Annotated in this window: 15 protein-coding genes; 9 read left to right on the top strand and 6 right to left on the bottom strand. The window is 48.7% G+C overall.

Going from position 1 to position 14,191, the window contains the following annotated elements; all coding sequences use genetic code 11:
- Positions 1 to 158: 158 nt before the first annotated feature.
- Positions 159 to 449, bottom strand: a complete 291-nt coding sequence (nadS, locus tag D0C16_RS17475; RefSeq protein WP_151033543.1) for a NadS family protein — start codon at positions 447 to 449, stop codon at positions 159 to 161.
- A 257-nt stretch (positions 450 to 706) separates the two neighbouring features.
- Between nadS and D0C16_RS17480 the strand changes: the two genes are divergently transcribed.
- From D0C16_RS17480 to recQ, 5 genes are all read left to right on the top strand, one after another.
- Positions 707 to 1,252: a DUF2975 domain-containing protein gene (locus tag D0C16_RS17480; protein WP_151033544.1), complete on the top strand. Its 546-nt coding sequence runs from the start codon at positions 707 to 709 to the stop codon at positions 1,250 to 1,252.
- A 31-nt stretch (positions 1,253 to 1,283) separates the two neighbouring features.
- Complete coding sequence (locus tag D0C16_RS17485) at positions 1,284 to 1,511, top strand: helix-turn-helix transcriptional regulator (RefSeq protein WP_151033545.1); 228 nt, start codon at positions 1,284 to 1,286, stop codon at positions 1,509 to 1,511.
- A gap of 207 nt (positions 1,512 to 1,718) precedes the next feature.
- Positions 1,719 to 2,141, top strand: a complete 423-nt coding sequence (locus D0C16_RS17490) for a hypothetical protein (protein WP_151033546.1) — start codon at positions 1,719 to 1,721, stop codon at positions 2,139 to 2,141.
- Positions 2,142 to 2,245: 104 nt separating this feature from the next.
- Complete coding sequence (locus D0C16_RS17495) at positions 2,246 to 3,259, top strand: alpha/beta hydrolase (RefSeq protein WP_151033547.1); 1,014 nt, start codon at positions 2,246 to 2,248, stop codon at positions 3,257 to 3,259.
- A gap of 294 nt (positions 3,260 to 3,553) precedes the next feature.
- Positions 3,554 to 5,359: a DNA helicase RecQ gene (gene recQ, locus D0C16_RS17500; RefSeq protein WP_151033548.1), complete on the top strand. Its 1,806-nt coding sequence runs from the start codon at positions 3,554 to 3,556 to the stop codon at positions 5,357 to 5,359.
- Positions 5,360 to 5,488: 129 nt separating this feature from the next.
- Here recQ and D0C16_RS17505 read toward each other — a convergent pair whose 3' ends face one another.
- The 3 genes from D0C16_RS17505 to D0C16_RS17515 all read right to left on the bottom strand — a co-directional run bounded on the left by D0C16_RS17505 (position 5,489) and on the right by D0C16_RS17515 (position 8,412).
- A complete protein-coding gene (locus D0C16_RS17505) occupies positions 5,489 to 6,256 on the bottom strand; it encodes a hypothetical protein (protein ID WP_151033549.1) in 768 nt (255 codons plus the stop codon).
- 103 nt (positions 6,257 to 6,359) lie between these two features.
- Entirely contained in the window at positions 6,360 to 7,376 is a 1,017-nt protein-coding gene (locus D0C16_RS17510; protein ID WP_151033550.1) for a glycosyltransferase family 2 protein, read from the bottom strand.
- A 136-nt stretch (positions 7,377 to 7,512) separates the two neighbouring features.
- Positions 7,513 to 8,412 carry a LysR family transcriptional regulator gene (locus D0C16_RS17515; protein ID WP_151033551.1) on the bottom strand — a complete coding sequence of 300 codons (900 nt, stop codon included), beginning with the start codon at positions 8,410 to 8,412 and terminating at the stop codon, positions 7,513 to 7,515.
- A gap of 140 nt (positions 8,413 to 8,552) precedes the next feature.
- On the opposite strand from D0C16_RS17515, the gene D0C16_RS17520 reads away from it, so the two are divergent.
- Positions 8,553 to 9,308, top strand: coding sequence for an SDR family NAD(P)-dependent oxidoreductase (locus D0C16_RS17520; RefSeq protein WP_151033552.1), 756 nt, complete (start codon positions 8,553 to 8,555; stop codon positions 9,306 to 9,308).
- 48 nt (positions 9,309 to 9,356) lie between these two features.
- Here D0C16_RS17520 and D0C16_RS17525 read toward each other — a convergent pair whose 3' ends face one another.
- Both D0C16_RS17525 and D0C16_RS17530 read right to left on the bottom strand, forming a co-directional pair.
- Positions 9,357 to 10,406, bottom strand: coding sequence for a glycosyltransferase family 4 protein (locus D0C16_RS17525; protein WP_151033553.1), 1,050 nt, complete (start codon positions 10,404 to 10,406; stop codon positions 9,357 to 9,359).
- Positions 10,407 to 10,708: 302 nt separating this feature from the next.
- Positions 10,709 to 12,655, bottom strand: a complete 1,947-nt coding sequence (locus tag D0C16_RS17530) for a S9 family peptidase (protein ID WP_191968533.1) — start codon at positions 12,653 to 12,655, stop codon at positions 10,709 to 10,711.
- Between the two features lie 218 nt (positions 12,656 to 12,873).
- On the opposite strand from D0C16_RS17530, the gene D0C16_RS17535 reads away from it, so the two are divergent.
- From D0C16_RS17535 to D0C16_RS17545, 3 genes are read left to right on the top strand one after another with little or no spacing between them, the layout of a single operon-like run.
- Complete coding sequence (locus D0C16_RS17535; protein ID WP_151033555.1) at positions 12,874 to 13,176, top strand: PepSY domain-containing protein; 303 nt, start codon at positions 12,874 to 12,876, stop codon at positions 13,174 to 13,176.
- Positions 13,177 to 13,191: 15 nt separating this feature from the next.
- On the top strand, positions 13,192 to 13,494 hold the full coding sequence (locus tag D0C16_RS17540) for a PepSY domain-containing protein (RefSeq protein WP_151033556.1): 303 nt from the start codon (positions 13,192 to 13,194) through the stop codon (positions 13,492 to 13,494).
- Positions 13,494 to 14,156 (top strand): response regulator transcription factor, encoded by a 663-nt coding sequence (locus D0C16_RS17545; protein WP_151033557.1) that lies wholly within the window; start codon positions 13,494 to 13,496, stop codon positions 14,154 to 14,156. The genes D0C16_RS17540 and D0C16_RS17545 overlap by 1 nt, the downstream gene beginning before the upstream one ends.
- Positions 14,157 to 14,191: the final 35 nt, after the last annotated feature.

Raw genomic sequence — 14,191 nt, forward strand, 5'->3', positions numbered from 1 at the left:
TCCCATTACAGACGGGGGTTTTGTAAGCCAAAGGCCAGTGTGGGTTATGAATCTGCCGATCATTTTCGTGACCTCACGAAAATGGTCGGTTTGGTTTGAAAAACCTTGGATTTGTTCAGTTTGACGGAACAAATCCGCCAAAAATTAAACCTGTTTCCTCAGGTATTTAGTGCGCGCAGTGCATGTTCCGGGTCTGCTTCTACAAGGCGTAGTAGAGAGCGTGCGGGACCGGTTGGGTGGCGGCGGCCTTGTTCCCAGTTTTCTACGGTGCGTTTGCTTACGCCCAGTAAAAAGGCAAACTTTTCTTGCGATACTCCCAAGCGATCGCGGATAGTTTTTACTTCAGGGTCAGGGAAATCAAAGCTGCGCGAGGATGGCTGTTGGCCTTTTGCGATAGCATCCATTTCCTTAACGCTTTCCAGTAGCTCATCGAACATTTCTTTTTTCATGATTACCACCTTTCCACTGGCCTAAGTTGTACGCCAATGACGTAGATATTCCAGTCTACAAATTTTACCACCGAGAGTGTAATTCAAGCGGTTACGGAGAATCGAGCTTGCAATTGGGGTTTAAGTGAAGGCTATCTAATAGCCATTAACAGTATTTAATTATCGATAAACGATAAAAAATAGTTGCAAATAGGTGTTTTGTGGATATTATGTAATCTCCAACTGTTATTAACCACGGAGTGAGATAGGAGATAGTTATGAATATTCAGCAGCATGTGCGGATTGCACGGATTAAACAGTTCAGCCGTTATTTGTACCTGGCACTGAGCGGTTTGCGCTATGTGTTGTGGGTGGTGTGGCCGCTGGCGGTGGCGGCGATGGTGTTTGGCAATAAGATGCAAATTAATGTGCGCGATATGCAGATGAAGGATGTGGAGCCTTCGCTGTTGCAGCGGGTGTTGTTGGTGGGTGCTTTGTCGGCGTTTATGTTTGTGGCGATAAAAATAATTTTTCACTTTCGCGAGTTGATCCGGCATTTTTCCGAGGGCGATATTTTTAATAAAGCGGCCATCGACCATGCGCGCAAAGCGCTGTTTAGCGGCTTGGTGATTTACGGTTTGTATTTGGTGGTGATGGTTGCCAGCTGGGTGTGGATGATTCAACAAAGTTCGGGCGTGAGTGTGAACGTGAATCTGGATGTGAGTTTTATTTTTGCGCTGATGTTTTTTGGGTTGATGTATGTGCTGCTCTGGGCGCTGGAAATTGGCAGTGACCTTAACGAAGAATCCGAGCTGACTATTTAGTGGGCCAGCCGGATAACACTGAGGAGGTTGTATGCCAATTATTGTGAATTTGGATGTGGTGTTGGCGCAGCGCAAAATGCGGCTGAATACGCTGGCGGAGTTGGTGGACATTACACCGCAAAATTTATCGGTGTTAAAAACCGGCAAAGCCAAAGCAATTCGCTTTGATACGCTGGAAAAAATTTGTGAAGTGCTGGAATGCCAACCGGGCGATATTTTGGCGTTTGCGAAAGAGCCTGCAACCGCAGGCACGGAGTAAGTGCCTGTTTGTGATGGTGCAACCAATTCATGTCGCCCGGCATGGATTGGCATGCCGCTGTTCGTTTTGATTGTTTACCTTGTGGTTAAAAATCGCGGTTTTGTCGAGTTTTTCACAGTTTGAAAATCGCTTTTCCCGGTAGCGTAATTTTCAGTTGCTATTCAGCCCCGGCGCCCTAGCCTGCGCGAAAAATACCGGAGAATAATCATGAAAAAATCGCTATGGGTGCTTGGCAGTTTATTGGTAATAAGTTGTTTACAAGTGGTTCCTGCGCAAGCGCGCGAGCGCCATTGGGTGGATGACGACCGGCGGGAAATCCAGTACGACCGCGAACAACTCAATCGCGAACGCGAGCAGCGTCACCGCGAGTTTGATGCAATGATGCGCGATCTGGATGAAGAGAATCGCGAAATTGATCGCTGGCAAAATCGCCAGCATCAACACCACAGCGATCATCAGGAAATTTCACGTATCGCTAACCAAAAGCGCGATGACTTGAATCGTGAGCGCGACCGCCTCAATCGCGAGCGGGATCAAATGAATCGCTTTTACGATGAACAAAATCGCGAACTGGACAGACGCAACCAGCGTTTGGACCAGCGTCAGCAGCGCCAGCATCAAGATTGGTAAAGGTGACAGCAAGGATGCTTAACTGTTGACTCTTATCACTTCTCCCCGCGCGCCTGCCTGTCTATGCTTACCGCTCAATAACTAAATAAGTGTGAGAGGTAATCATGCGCAGCTCCCTACGACTGTTTTTCATTCTTTGTACGGCAATCCTTGGCGTCACTGCCAATGCCGCCGATGTAAAAATCCATAAAGCGATTGAATTTGCCAAGCCGGATAATTTCCCGCTTACGCTCGATATTTACGTTCCGCAAACCGGTAAAAAATCTTACCCGGTGTTGGTGATTTACCACGGTGGCGGTTGGTTGCTGAATAACAATTCGATCATGCATGACCTGGCCAACAAAATCGCGCGCGATGGCGATATGGTGGTGGCCAATATGAATTACCGCTTGCTGGCCGATCAAAACAATACAGTGGCCATAAATCAAATTATTGAAGATGTCTTTGGCGGTTTGCTGTGGGTGAAAGACCATATCGCCGAATACCGGGGCGACCCAACACGTGTGGCCATAACCGGTGACAGCGCGGGCGGGCACCTTACCACCATGATCCTTACACGCGGCCGCCAATTGGAAAGTGATGGTTTTGCCGGCCCCAGTCTCGGTTTTAAACCCAGCTATTTACCCGCGGGAAAAACCGCTGAGCAGGTTGCGCAAGAAGATGGTTTAAAAGTGCAGGCGGCGGTGGTGAGTTACGGGGCGTTTGATTTGTACAAAACAGCGCAAGGCGATTTTGAAACGCCGAAAAATATGTTCTGGAAATTCGCCAATGCTGAAGCACGTGGAATGTTCGGTAACAAGATCACCACCAAAAACAATGCGGATTACTACAAAGCCGTATCGCCCATCTATTGGGTGCCGGTGTCCAGTGAATACAAACTGCCTCCCCAGTTTGTCCATGTAGGCAGCTTGGATAAAACCACACCGCCAGAAGCGGCGCAGGCCTATGTGGATTTGTTAACGGCGGGCAAACAACCGGTGGAATACAAAGTCTACCCCGGTAAAAACCACGCGTATTTGGATAACGGCTGTAACTGGGCTAATAGTTGTTTTGATAAAGATGCCGTAGAGCCGGTAAACGACATAATCGCCTTTTTGCGTAAAACCCTGAAAGACTAGCCAACCCTCTTTCAGGCCTCCCAGGTGCGGCTTTTGAATTTTCAGGCCGCACCTTTCTTTTTTGTTTAGCCCCTAACCCGCTTCATGCATCCAGTCAGGGCAGCTGGCTTTGCGCATTCGAAATCCAACAAAATGATGGATATATTCATCATTTTGCTGAAAAATTGCGGTTTTGATGAACGTATTCATCAACCCGTACACAGGTTATCGATGCAAACTTCCCATAATGCGTGCTTCTTCGGCAGTTCTGCCCATCACCCTTCCGTTACGTGCTTAAACGGTGGAGTGTAAACCATGAGTGAAGCGCTCAAAATTTTAAATTCCATCTTTGGCTATCGCGAATTCCGCGGCCCGCAAGCGGCGGTGATTGATGCGCTGATTAGTGGCGAGGATGTGCTGGTGCTGATGCCCACCGGCGGGGGTAAGTCCCTGTGCTACCAAATTCCGGCCTTGGTGCGCGAGGGTGTAGGTATTGTGATTTCGCCGTTGATTGCACTTATGCAAGACCAGGTAAGTGCGCTGCGCGAACTAGGCGTGAAGGCGGGCTTTTTAAATTCGACATTGTCGTCACAGGAGTGGTGGCAAACGGAAGCGGCGTTGCAGCGCGGTGAACTCGATTTACTTTATATCGCACCCGAGCGTTTGATTCAGCCGCGCACCCTGGAGCTGTTGCACTCGTTAAAAATTTCCCTGTTCGCCATTGATGAAGCCCACTGCGTGTCGCAATGGGGGCATGACTTTCGCTCCGATTATTTAAAACTGGAATTACTGCACCGCGAATTTCCGCAGGTGCCACGCATCGCCTTAACGGCCACTGCGGATTTGCGCACACGCGATGAAATTGTCGCGCGTTTACAATTGCACAATGCGCAACAATTTATTAGCGGCTTTGATCGCCCCAACATTCAATACCGCATCGCGCAGAAAAATAATCCTAAAATCCAATTGATGCGGTTTTTGCGTGAAGAGCAAGCGGGCAACTCGGGCATTGTGTATTGCTTATCGCGCAATAAAGTTGAGCAAATTGCCGAGTGGTTGTGCAGCGAAGGTTTTACGGCACTGCCATATCATGCGGGCCTTGCAGCGCAAACGCGGCAGCAGCATCAAGAGCGGTTTTTGCGCGAGGACAACATCATTATGGTGGCGACTATCGCCTTTGGTATGGGTATCGATAAACCCGATGTGCGCTTTGTTGCGCATCTGGATTTGCCCAAAAGCATTGAGGCCTATTACCAGGAAACCGGTCGCGCCGGGCGCGATGGCGAAGCAGCAACCACCTTGTTACTTTACGGCTTGGAAGATGTCGTCAAGTTGCGCCAAATGATGGCGCAAAGCGAAGGCAGCGAAGAATTTAAACGCAACGAACAGCAGCGGCTCAATGCGATGCTCGGCTTGTGTGAAATTACCTCTTGTCGCCGGCAAAGTTTGTTGCGCTACTTTGGCGATAATCTCGCGCAAAACTGTGGCAACTGTGATTGCTGTTTAACGCCACCGCAAACCTGGGAAGCAACCGAAGCTGTGCAAATGGCGCTGTCTTGTGTGTATCGCACCGGCCAGCGCTTTGGTGCTGGTCATGTGATTGATGTGCTGCGCGGCAGCAACAATGAAAAAATACTTTCGTTTAATCATCACACCTTGTCCACCTACGGCATTGGCAAGCAATTCAGTGTGGATGAATGGAAATCCATTATTCGCCAGTTGGTGGCGCGCGGCCTGCTGGATGTCAATAGCGATGGGTTTGGTGGGCTGGTGTTGAATGAAAGTTGTCGACCCTATTTGCGCGGCGAGGAAAAAATCCATCTGCGTCGCGACCTAAAACTGGCCGTCAGCTCACCGCGCCGCGCGAATTTATCGCACGCTATAGATACGCAGGATCAATCGCTATGGAATGCGTTACGCGCCTGCCGCAAACGCCTGGCTGAAGAACAAGGAGTTCCGCCCTACGTTATTTTTCACGATGCGACATTGCGCGAAATGCTGGAATTCCGCCCACTTACCCCGGAACAGCTGCGCACCATTACCGGCGTGGGCGAGAGCAAGTTAAAGCGCTTCGGCGAAGAGTTTCTCGCGGTATTACGTGAAGCGGAATATGAGGCTTGAGTTGGTTGTGGATGACCTCGCAGGCTGAGGAGCGAACCCCACCTGTCCATCTTGTTGATCAACTTGTAAGCCGGAATAGAAATCAAATTTATCTTTTCTGATTATTAGAGAAGAATGGTTATGTTGCATTCAAATATGATCGTAAAAAGGAACCAGACGTTGTCGTTGTAATTTTAAAATCCATCCTCCCCATGCTAGCGCGACAAGAATAATGAAAGATCCAAAGGCAAAACTCGCGTTCGCCACAGCCGGTGCGTGTTCAAGTGCATCGAGCATGGTTAACAAATTGCCCCAGTCGTGGGACTCTTCACCGCCGCCACCGACTAAAGGCAGCGAGCGATATTGAGCGTCGGCGATATAGGGTGAAACATCGATAAAACTTTGTCCGCACCACCAAAGAGTAATGCTGCCGGCGAAAGTATCTTTTTGTTTGAACACAAACACCAAAGTCAACAGGAGTGGTAACAACACTTGAAATAAACTGCCACCGAGGATCATCATAAATTCGCCCAGGGGTATAAATAACAAGTGGCCGAACTCGTGAAATGGCAGGTTGATATTGTGCATAAAGGAGCTGCCGATTTTTTCCCAATCCACACCAGCACTGATGAAATAAAACCCCCAAACGCCGAAGGCGATAAGCAACCCCAAACGTGCATAGAAAGTTTCCTTGCTTGCTTTTTCCGGAACCTGCAAGAACGCGGCAATTAATTGCTGGCGGATTCCAGCTTTTGTTTTTGTATCTTCATCAAGGATTTCATTTTTATCCTGCAGCGTTTGTTCCTGCTGGCGTGCAATAAATTTGCTGTACACAATGCCACAATGCGGACAAATATCCGGGTGCAGCTGCGCATCATGGGCTTGCCGTTGGTAATTACATTTTGGGCAAATCGTCATAAAGTACTAATCATTCAAAGTTAACGGCTGAATGATTAGTGTAGCTGTAGATCTGCTCGTTTGGCGAATTACGGGCATATATATCGGACGACGTATTTAGCGATTAGTAATCCATTAGAAAACGGCGCAATTTCCATAGCCATCCGCGCCGAATATATTCCCAACACACTCTGGCTTTATTCCACTGGACATGAGTATGAAAGTGTTGACGATAGGTATTTATATCGCCCCGCTGGGCAGGTGCCAGTTCGCGCGATTCGCGCCGCACAAAAATATGGGTGCGCACACAAAAGTGCGCAAAGCGAAAACGTGCGTCTTCAGTTAATTGCGGATGTTCTTTTAGCCATAAATCCAGAATGCCGCTGCACGCGATTGCCATGTCATCAATTTTTTTCTGGCTGGGTGTGGACAGTATGCTGCCAGGGCGCTGACGATAGATAACCCAGGGCTCGCTGGCATGGACGTAATTTTTTACGCGCAGGCAGAGTCGTGGTGTAACGACGATATCCTCCATTACCCTACCTTCTGGAAAACGCAAATCGGTGCTCCACAGTGAGCGACGCGAGATTTTTGACCAGATATGCAGTTTGCGCTTTTGAAAAATTCCCTCAAATAACTTGATGGAGTCCGTCATCAGTGTCGTGTCGGATTTGGGAAAAGTGTGAATATGGCTTTCATCGCGCAACCGGTGTTTGAGTCGTTCCGCGCTGTGCAAAACACTGTAATCACAGAGGATCAGATCAGCAGGATAGGTGTGAATTAATGTTTGTAGTGACTGAATCGCTTCGAGAGCCAGCATATCATCGGAATCGATAAACCAAATATATTCACCACGCGCGTTATCCAGCAGAGTATTGCGCGCCGCACTTAGGCCTCGATTGTGTGGGTGCTGAAGGATTTGAATGGGTACTGGTGAGCTAGCGCAAAAGGTGCGCAAAATCTCCAGCGAATTGTCGGTCGAACAATCATCCAGGGCAATGATTTCAATTGTCGCTGACGCTTGCGATGCAATTGAATGGAGGCAATCGTGTAAATAGGGCGCAACGTTATAAATCGGAATTAATATACTGAGCCAGGGTGATCGGCTTGAGTAATTGGTGGAGCACAGTCCGGCATTCATGAGTGTTTACCCATTGCAAAACAAGTTTGACATCGAGCCTGATAAAGGGCTTATGAATTGCGGCGGAGTATAAAGAGCCTATGGATAAATATTGTGAAGTTTTGTGCGTGAGTTTTTTTTGCGCTACCTTCTTGTATCAATCGATATAACCGCGCAGTTGTGCGCTCACCCAATCCATAAAAACTTGTACACGTCGCACCAGGTTGCGTCGATTCGGGTAGAGCAGTGATACCGGCATCGGCTCGGCGCGATGGTTCGTGAGTAATTCAACGAGCCGCCCCTGAGCAACATATTCTTGCGCACCAATGCGTGGAATTTGTGCGATGCCAAATCCGGCGAGGCAGGCTGCTTGATAAGCATCGGAATTATTCACCGTGATATTGCCCTGCATGGCAATTGTTTTGTGCTCATTGTTTTGCACAAATTCAAATCCCCCGGATTTCGCTCCCAGTGTGGGTGTGTAGTGCACTAAATGATGACGGGATAAATCGTCCAGCGATTGGGGCACACCAAAACGTTCGAGGTAGGCGGGACTTGCATAGTTTAATAATTCCAGCGTGCCCAAGCGGCGTGCAATCAGCGATGAATCAGTTAATTTTCCCACGCGGATTACACAATCAAAACCTTCGCGAATTAAATCAACACGGCGGTCGGTGCTGCTGATTTCCAATTGCAGTTGCGGATGCTGTGCAAGAAATTCCGGTAGACGTGGCAGTATGCGGTTCTTGGCCATGGCGCTGGGCATATCGATTCGCAAACGCCCCGTCAGGTTAGTGGCGCCCTGTTGGAACAGTCCTTCCAGTTCATCCACGTCGGCGAGTAAATCTTTACTGCGCTCGTAAAAAATCTGGCCATCGAGCGTGAGTTGTACCCGGCGTGTGGTTCGGTGTAACAACCGCGTCCCCAAGAGGCTTTCAAGTTGCTGTACCTGGGTAGAAATACTGGCTTTGGGTAGCCCAAGGCTCTCGGCTGCGCGGGTAAAACTCGCCAACTCCGCAACACGCACAAAGATTTGCATGGCGTCCAATCTGTTCATGTATTGCGCTCATTGATCGTAATATACGAACAGTCTAGTCATTTTTTGCTGATTTATCTAACTTATGCCCGGTAATAGACTGGCCTCACTGAATAAATTTTCGTGATCCCTAGATATCCAACATCTTCAGCGAGGCAGTTATGAACAAGATTGCATTAGTTACCGGCGGCAGCCGCGGTTTAGGCAAAAACACCGTGTTGGCCTTAGCCAAACAGGGCGTGGATGTTATTTTTACCTACCACAGTCAACAACAAGAGGCAGACTCGGTAGTGGCAGAGGCGATAGCCTTGGGTGTACAGGCCGCCAGCTTGCAACTGGATGTCGGGCAAGCCGCGAGCTTTGCCGGGTTCGCGGAGCGTCTGCAGCAATTACTGGGCGAACAATGGCAGCGCGAGCGCTTCGATTTTCTGGTTAACAATGCCGGTATCGGTGTGCACGCAAGCTTTGCAGAAACTACGGAAGCCCAGTTTGATTTGTTGATGAATATCCATTTGAAAGGAACATTTTTCCTTACCCAGGCGCTGTTGCCGCTGATCAATGACGGCGGGCGCATTGTGAATTTATCCACCGGTTTAACGCGCATCACCTACCCGGGCTACTCTGCTTACGCGGCGATGAAAGCGGCCATCGAAGTGCTTACTCGTTATCAGGCGAAAGAATTGGGTGCGCGCGGTATTGCAGTGAATGTTGTGGCGCCCGGCGCGATAGAAACGGATTTTGGCGGTGGGAAGGTGCGCGACAATGAGCAACTTAATCAGCAAATTGCCGCGATGACGGCGCTGGGGCGTGTCGGTGTGCCAGACGATATAGGCCCGGCGATCGCGTCATTACTTTCTGACAGCAACCGCTGGGTTAATGCGCAGCGCATTGAAATTTCCGGTGGTCAGATGCTTTAAGGCTCGGCCCTTCGCAGGCGAGCTTTGTGCTCGCCTGATGTTTGCCGATTAAGCCGCAACATGGGGAGGTATGAAAGCCGCGCTAAGGTTTTGGTAAATTTGTTGATAAGCCATTTGCATTCGCGATAAAGAAAAATCTTCCAGTGCACGCAAGCGCGCTTTGCGTGCTAATTGCTGTGCTTGCGCAGAATTGCGCAGCAAGCGTTCAAGTTTTTCGGCGAGCCTCTCGGGCGAATCGCTGGCCAGTAATAATCCGTCGCGCTCTTGCTGAATTAACGAGCCAGCGTTAGCGGTATTGTCGGTAATGCCTATAGTTGCGCAGCCGGCAGCCATTGCTTGCGCAATATGCAATTGATGCTGCTCGGGGTTACCAATAATCGCAATTTGATGATGCATCAATAAAAACGGCAAATTGCTGCAGTGTTCGGCGATGCGAATTTGATTGTCCAGTCCCAAGGCAGTGCCAAGTTGTTGCGCCGCGAGTTGATCGCGACGCTTACCGGATCCGGTGAGAAATACGCGCGGGTACAAGCGTTTTTCACGCAAACAGGCCAGTGCACGAATTAATTGCAAATGAAAAGAGCCACTAAAACCACTGGGCATAATAATGCCTGGAATACGCAGGCCCAGTGGCACTTCATCGGCCTTAGCAAATTGCTCCAAGGCGATGCCATAGGGAATAGCGGTTACGTCATTCTGATTGACCGCAATAATATGTTTAACGCCGGCGCGCGCGCATGCAGTGCGACACCAGTTGGTGGTATTGAGTGAGTGAATAAATACGGCATCTGGCTGGTACTCGCGGCAGAGCCGATAAAATTCGTAACTGCGGCCAATGCTGGACCAACTGCTGAGTTGCTTGAAGGAAATACCTTCGCTGTGCCAGTGGCTGTCGTTGTGGAGGTTTGCATTCCTATCTACTACCAACAGTGCATCCAGTTGGGTATCAGTTTTTGCGGCTTGCACCAATTGCGCCACTGCAGTTTGCAGCGGTAGCGAATCATCGGCGACAAAATGCATAACGCGCAGCGCGCGCGCCAACGGCAAATGGTAGGACGCGGAATGGGGTGCAGCGGGTATACGGATTCCGGAGTTCATAAGCAGATACCACCTAGCTTGGGAAATTCAGGCTGTTCCATGGAAGATTCGGGCCAGTATAAAAATCTACGCGCTGCAGAGTTGTGAAACTTTGTGCGTTTTTGTGAAAATTTTCGTAAAGCACTTACTTTTGGCACATAAACGCCAGGTGGTAAATTTCATATTGTTTGAAGTTGGCAAATATTGTGTGGCGAGCTTGGCAATAATCTGCTTGTGAATTGGTTGCGAAAAAAATAACCCCTGGCCTGTGCGGCTCAGGGGTGATAACAAATGCAATTCAATAGTGCATGAAGGTTCAGAATTTATTGCAGATGAGCATTAATAAATTTGATGCTGGCCTCAAGGGCTTGCTGGCGAGTTGGGCCCTCTGTGAGGTGGTGGTTGTCCCCTTCCAATTCAATCAGTTCAACAGATTTGTTGTTTTTCTTCAGTGCCTTAGCCATATCTTGCGATTGGCGAATCGGCACTATTTTGTCATTCTCTGAATGAATCAATAATGCCGGCGCACCAAACTTGTCGGCGGAATTAAGTGGCGATACTTGCGCCAGCTTATTTTTATCAATATCGCCTTTGCCGTATTGCAGCGCCCAATAGGCAGCGGATTCGCTCTTGGCACCGTCTTGCGACTTGTCCCAGGAATACATGTCGTTCAAGTCTCCCAAACCGTTAATCGACACCACGCATTTATACAATTCCGGCGTAAATGCACCACCGGCGAGGGCTGCATAGCCGCCGTAGCTGGCTCCCATAATGCAAATGCGTTTAGGGTCCGCATAACCTTTGGAGGTGAGAAATTTTACGGCATCAGTGATGTCGTCCTGCATTTTCTTGCCCCATTCTCCCAGGCCGGATTGGTAATGGTTGTAACCAAAACCCGTGGAGCCGCGAAATTGTGGTTGCATTACCAAATAGCCCTGCGCTGCCAATGCCTGTGCAAAGGGATTAAAACCAATTCGGTCATAACTGGCGGGGCCACCGTGTGGATAAATGATGGTAGGTAAATTTTTTATCGCCGAAACTTTATCGCGCGGAATAGTAAGCAAGCTCGGAATTTTCATGCCGTCACGGGCAACATAAGTTGCTTTGCCAATAGGGTGAAGTTGCTCCGGTAAAATATTTGGACGGCCTGACGCGAGAAACTTGGGTTCGGCATTGTCGCTAAATAGAAAAAAATCGTCCGGGTAAGCAGAGCCCTCTACATTCACTACCCAGTGCTTCCAATCCGGGCTCCAATCGATTAGCCACACTGATTGTTCCGGAAACTGCGCAACCACGTCTTTCATCCGTTGATTTAGCTTTTCATCAAAAAACTGATAACTGGGGGTAAAACCGGAGTAACGAACACCAAAGACCACACGGTTAACATTGGTAATTACACCTTCAATGTCAGCATTGTCCCTACTGAGTAATGGGCCCTTAATGCTGCCATCGGCAAGGCTCATGGTGTAGTAGCTTTTGCGATTTGACTCGTCGGTAAGCAGCATGACTAGCGATTTGTAATCGGGAGTCAGGCCGACAAAAGCACGATTGCGAATTTTGGTTTCTTCGCTGAAAATTTTCACCCATTTATTATTTTGCAAACTCAGGATGCGGTGCTCGCTATTTCGCTCATCAAATTCTTCCTGGGCTATGGCATCGCCTTCTGCATTAACAAAAAAATCAACGGCCTGATAATCACCAGCGTGGACTACGCGCAGATTTTTCTTTTTCAGATTAACTTTATAAAGTGCGTATTTAGGTGTGGGGAAATGGTTGTCAACCTGGGTAAACGCTGGCATTAGCGCGTAGTTACCATCGGGAGTAATTCCAACAATTCCGCCAAGACCTGTTTGCCCCGCAAGAATTTTCTCGCCGGGAATTAGCAGTTGACGGGTTTTCTTGTCTTTAATGCTGTGTACAAATGCGGTGCTCAAATCAAACTTGCCGCGAAAGCCGGCTACGCGCGTGTATTCAGATGCGCGAAAAATAATTTGGTCATCGTTAATGAAAAATATTCCATCAGGCTCAATGTTTGATAGATCAATTGTTGAGAGCACCTTTTTATCGCTCAGTGAAAGAACCACTAATGCATCTAACTTTTCTGTGGTATTGCGATACGCGAGAAGTTGGCCATTAGGTGAAATCGTGACCATGCTCATATTTGGCAGGCCCCCGTAGTCTTTCAGGTTGACGGTGGCGTAAGCGCCGCTGGTGATAGTACAAAAAAGCAAAATGCCGAGTTGAATCCCAAGGTATACACGTCTGAACATAATTCGCTCCATTCAGTTATTAACTACATTTCTCCGTAAAACCGGCTGTGCCGATCCAAGTGAGCAGTATCTACAGGGTGTATCCGGGCGTCAATCTACCTTGGCAATTGTGGTCGAATTAAGTTTCATTTAATCCAGTCTCCTTATTCTTGGTGGGTCGACATCGCTAACGCGGATTTATAACCCCCCAATTTTTACTGTGAATGAGGAGCTTTAACATGAAACTGATTACATTGATCACCGCCAGTTTGACCCTGCTGAGTTTAACGGCTCAGGCACGTGACCTGAGTGCGGATGACGCCCAGAAGCTGCGTGACTCTGGTAACATCGTCACTTTTGAAACCTTGAATAAGATTGTGTCGGCACAGCACCCCAAAGGGATTATTTACGAGGCCGAGCTGGATAAAGAATGGGGCCGTTACGTTTATCAATTAGAACTGATCGATGCTCAGGGTATGGAATGGGATATGGAGCTGGATGCTGCCACTGGTGAAATTCTGAAAAACCGGCAAGACGATTAATCCATCGGAACTGTTATGAATTCTGTCGCTCGCGTTGTGTTGTTACTGTTGTTGCTCACCAGCAGTGTGAGCGCGCGCGATTTGTCGCAAGACGAAGCCCTGCGTCTGCGTGAGCAGGGCCGAATTATTCCGCTCGAACAAGTATTATCGTTAATTGCACAACGTCATCCGCAAGCGAGCCTACTGGAAGTGGAATTGGAAGAGGATGACGATATTTATATCTACGAGGTGGAACTCGCCACGGGTGAAGGCCTGGTGCGCGAACTGGAAATTGATGCGTCCACCGGCAAAATTTTAAAAGACGAGGAGGATGACTAGTGCGTATCCTAATCGTCGAAGACAATGTGGCACTGGCCGATGAATTGACAGCCGATTTAAAACGCGCGGGCTACGCAGTGGATTGGCTGGCTGATGGGCGCGATGCATTAATTCAAGGTGCCGTTGAACCTTACGATTTAATCCTGCTGGATGTTGGCTTGCCGGGGAAATCCGGTTTGGAAATTCTGCGTGAATGGCGCGCAACGCAAATGCATTGCCCGGTATTAATTCTAACCGCGCGCGACCACTGGGCTGAGCGTATTGAAGGGTTAAAGGCGGGCGCCGATGATTATCTTACCAAACCTTTTCATCCAGAAGAGCTGCAATTGCGTATTCAAGCATTGCTACGTCGCGTACACGGACGAGTTAATCAACCGCAAATTCATGCCGGCGGTTTGCAACTGGATGAAGCGCGGCAGTGTGTAGTAAACGATAGTGAACACATCGAATTGACTGCAGCAGAATTTAGTTTGTTGCGCTATTTAATGTTGCATGAAGGAAAAATTATTTCCAAAACCCAATTAAACGATCACCTCTACAATGGTGAAACTGAGCGTGATTCCAACGTGATTGAAGTGCATATTAATCATTTGCGGCGCAAGCTGGGTAAGGACTTGATTGAAACCAAGCGCGGGCAGGGTTATCGCTTGCAAAAAAATTAGGCCGGTGGCCAGGGATGCTGTTGTTAAAAGGACGT

This window comes from Cellvibrio sp. KY-GH-1 (assembly GCF_008806975.1).
Taxonomy (GTDB): Bacteria; Pseudomonadota; Gammaproteobacteria; order Pseudomonadales; family Cellvibrionaceae; genus Cellvibrio.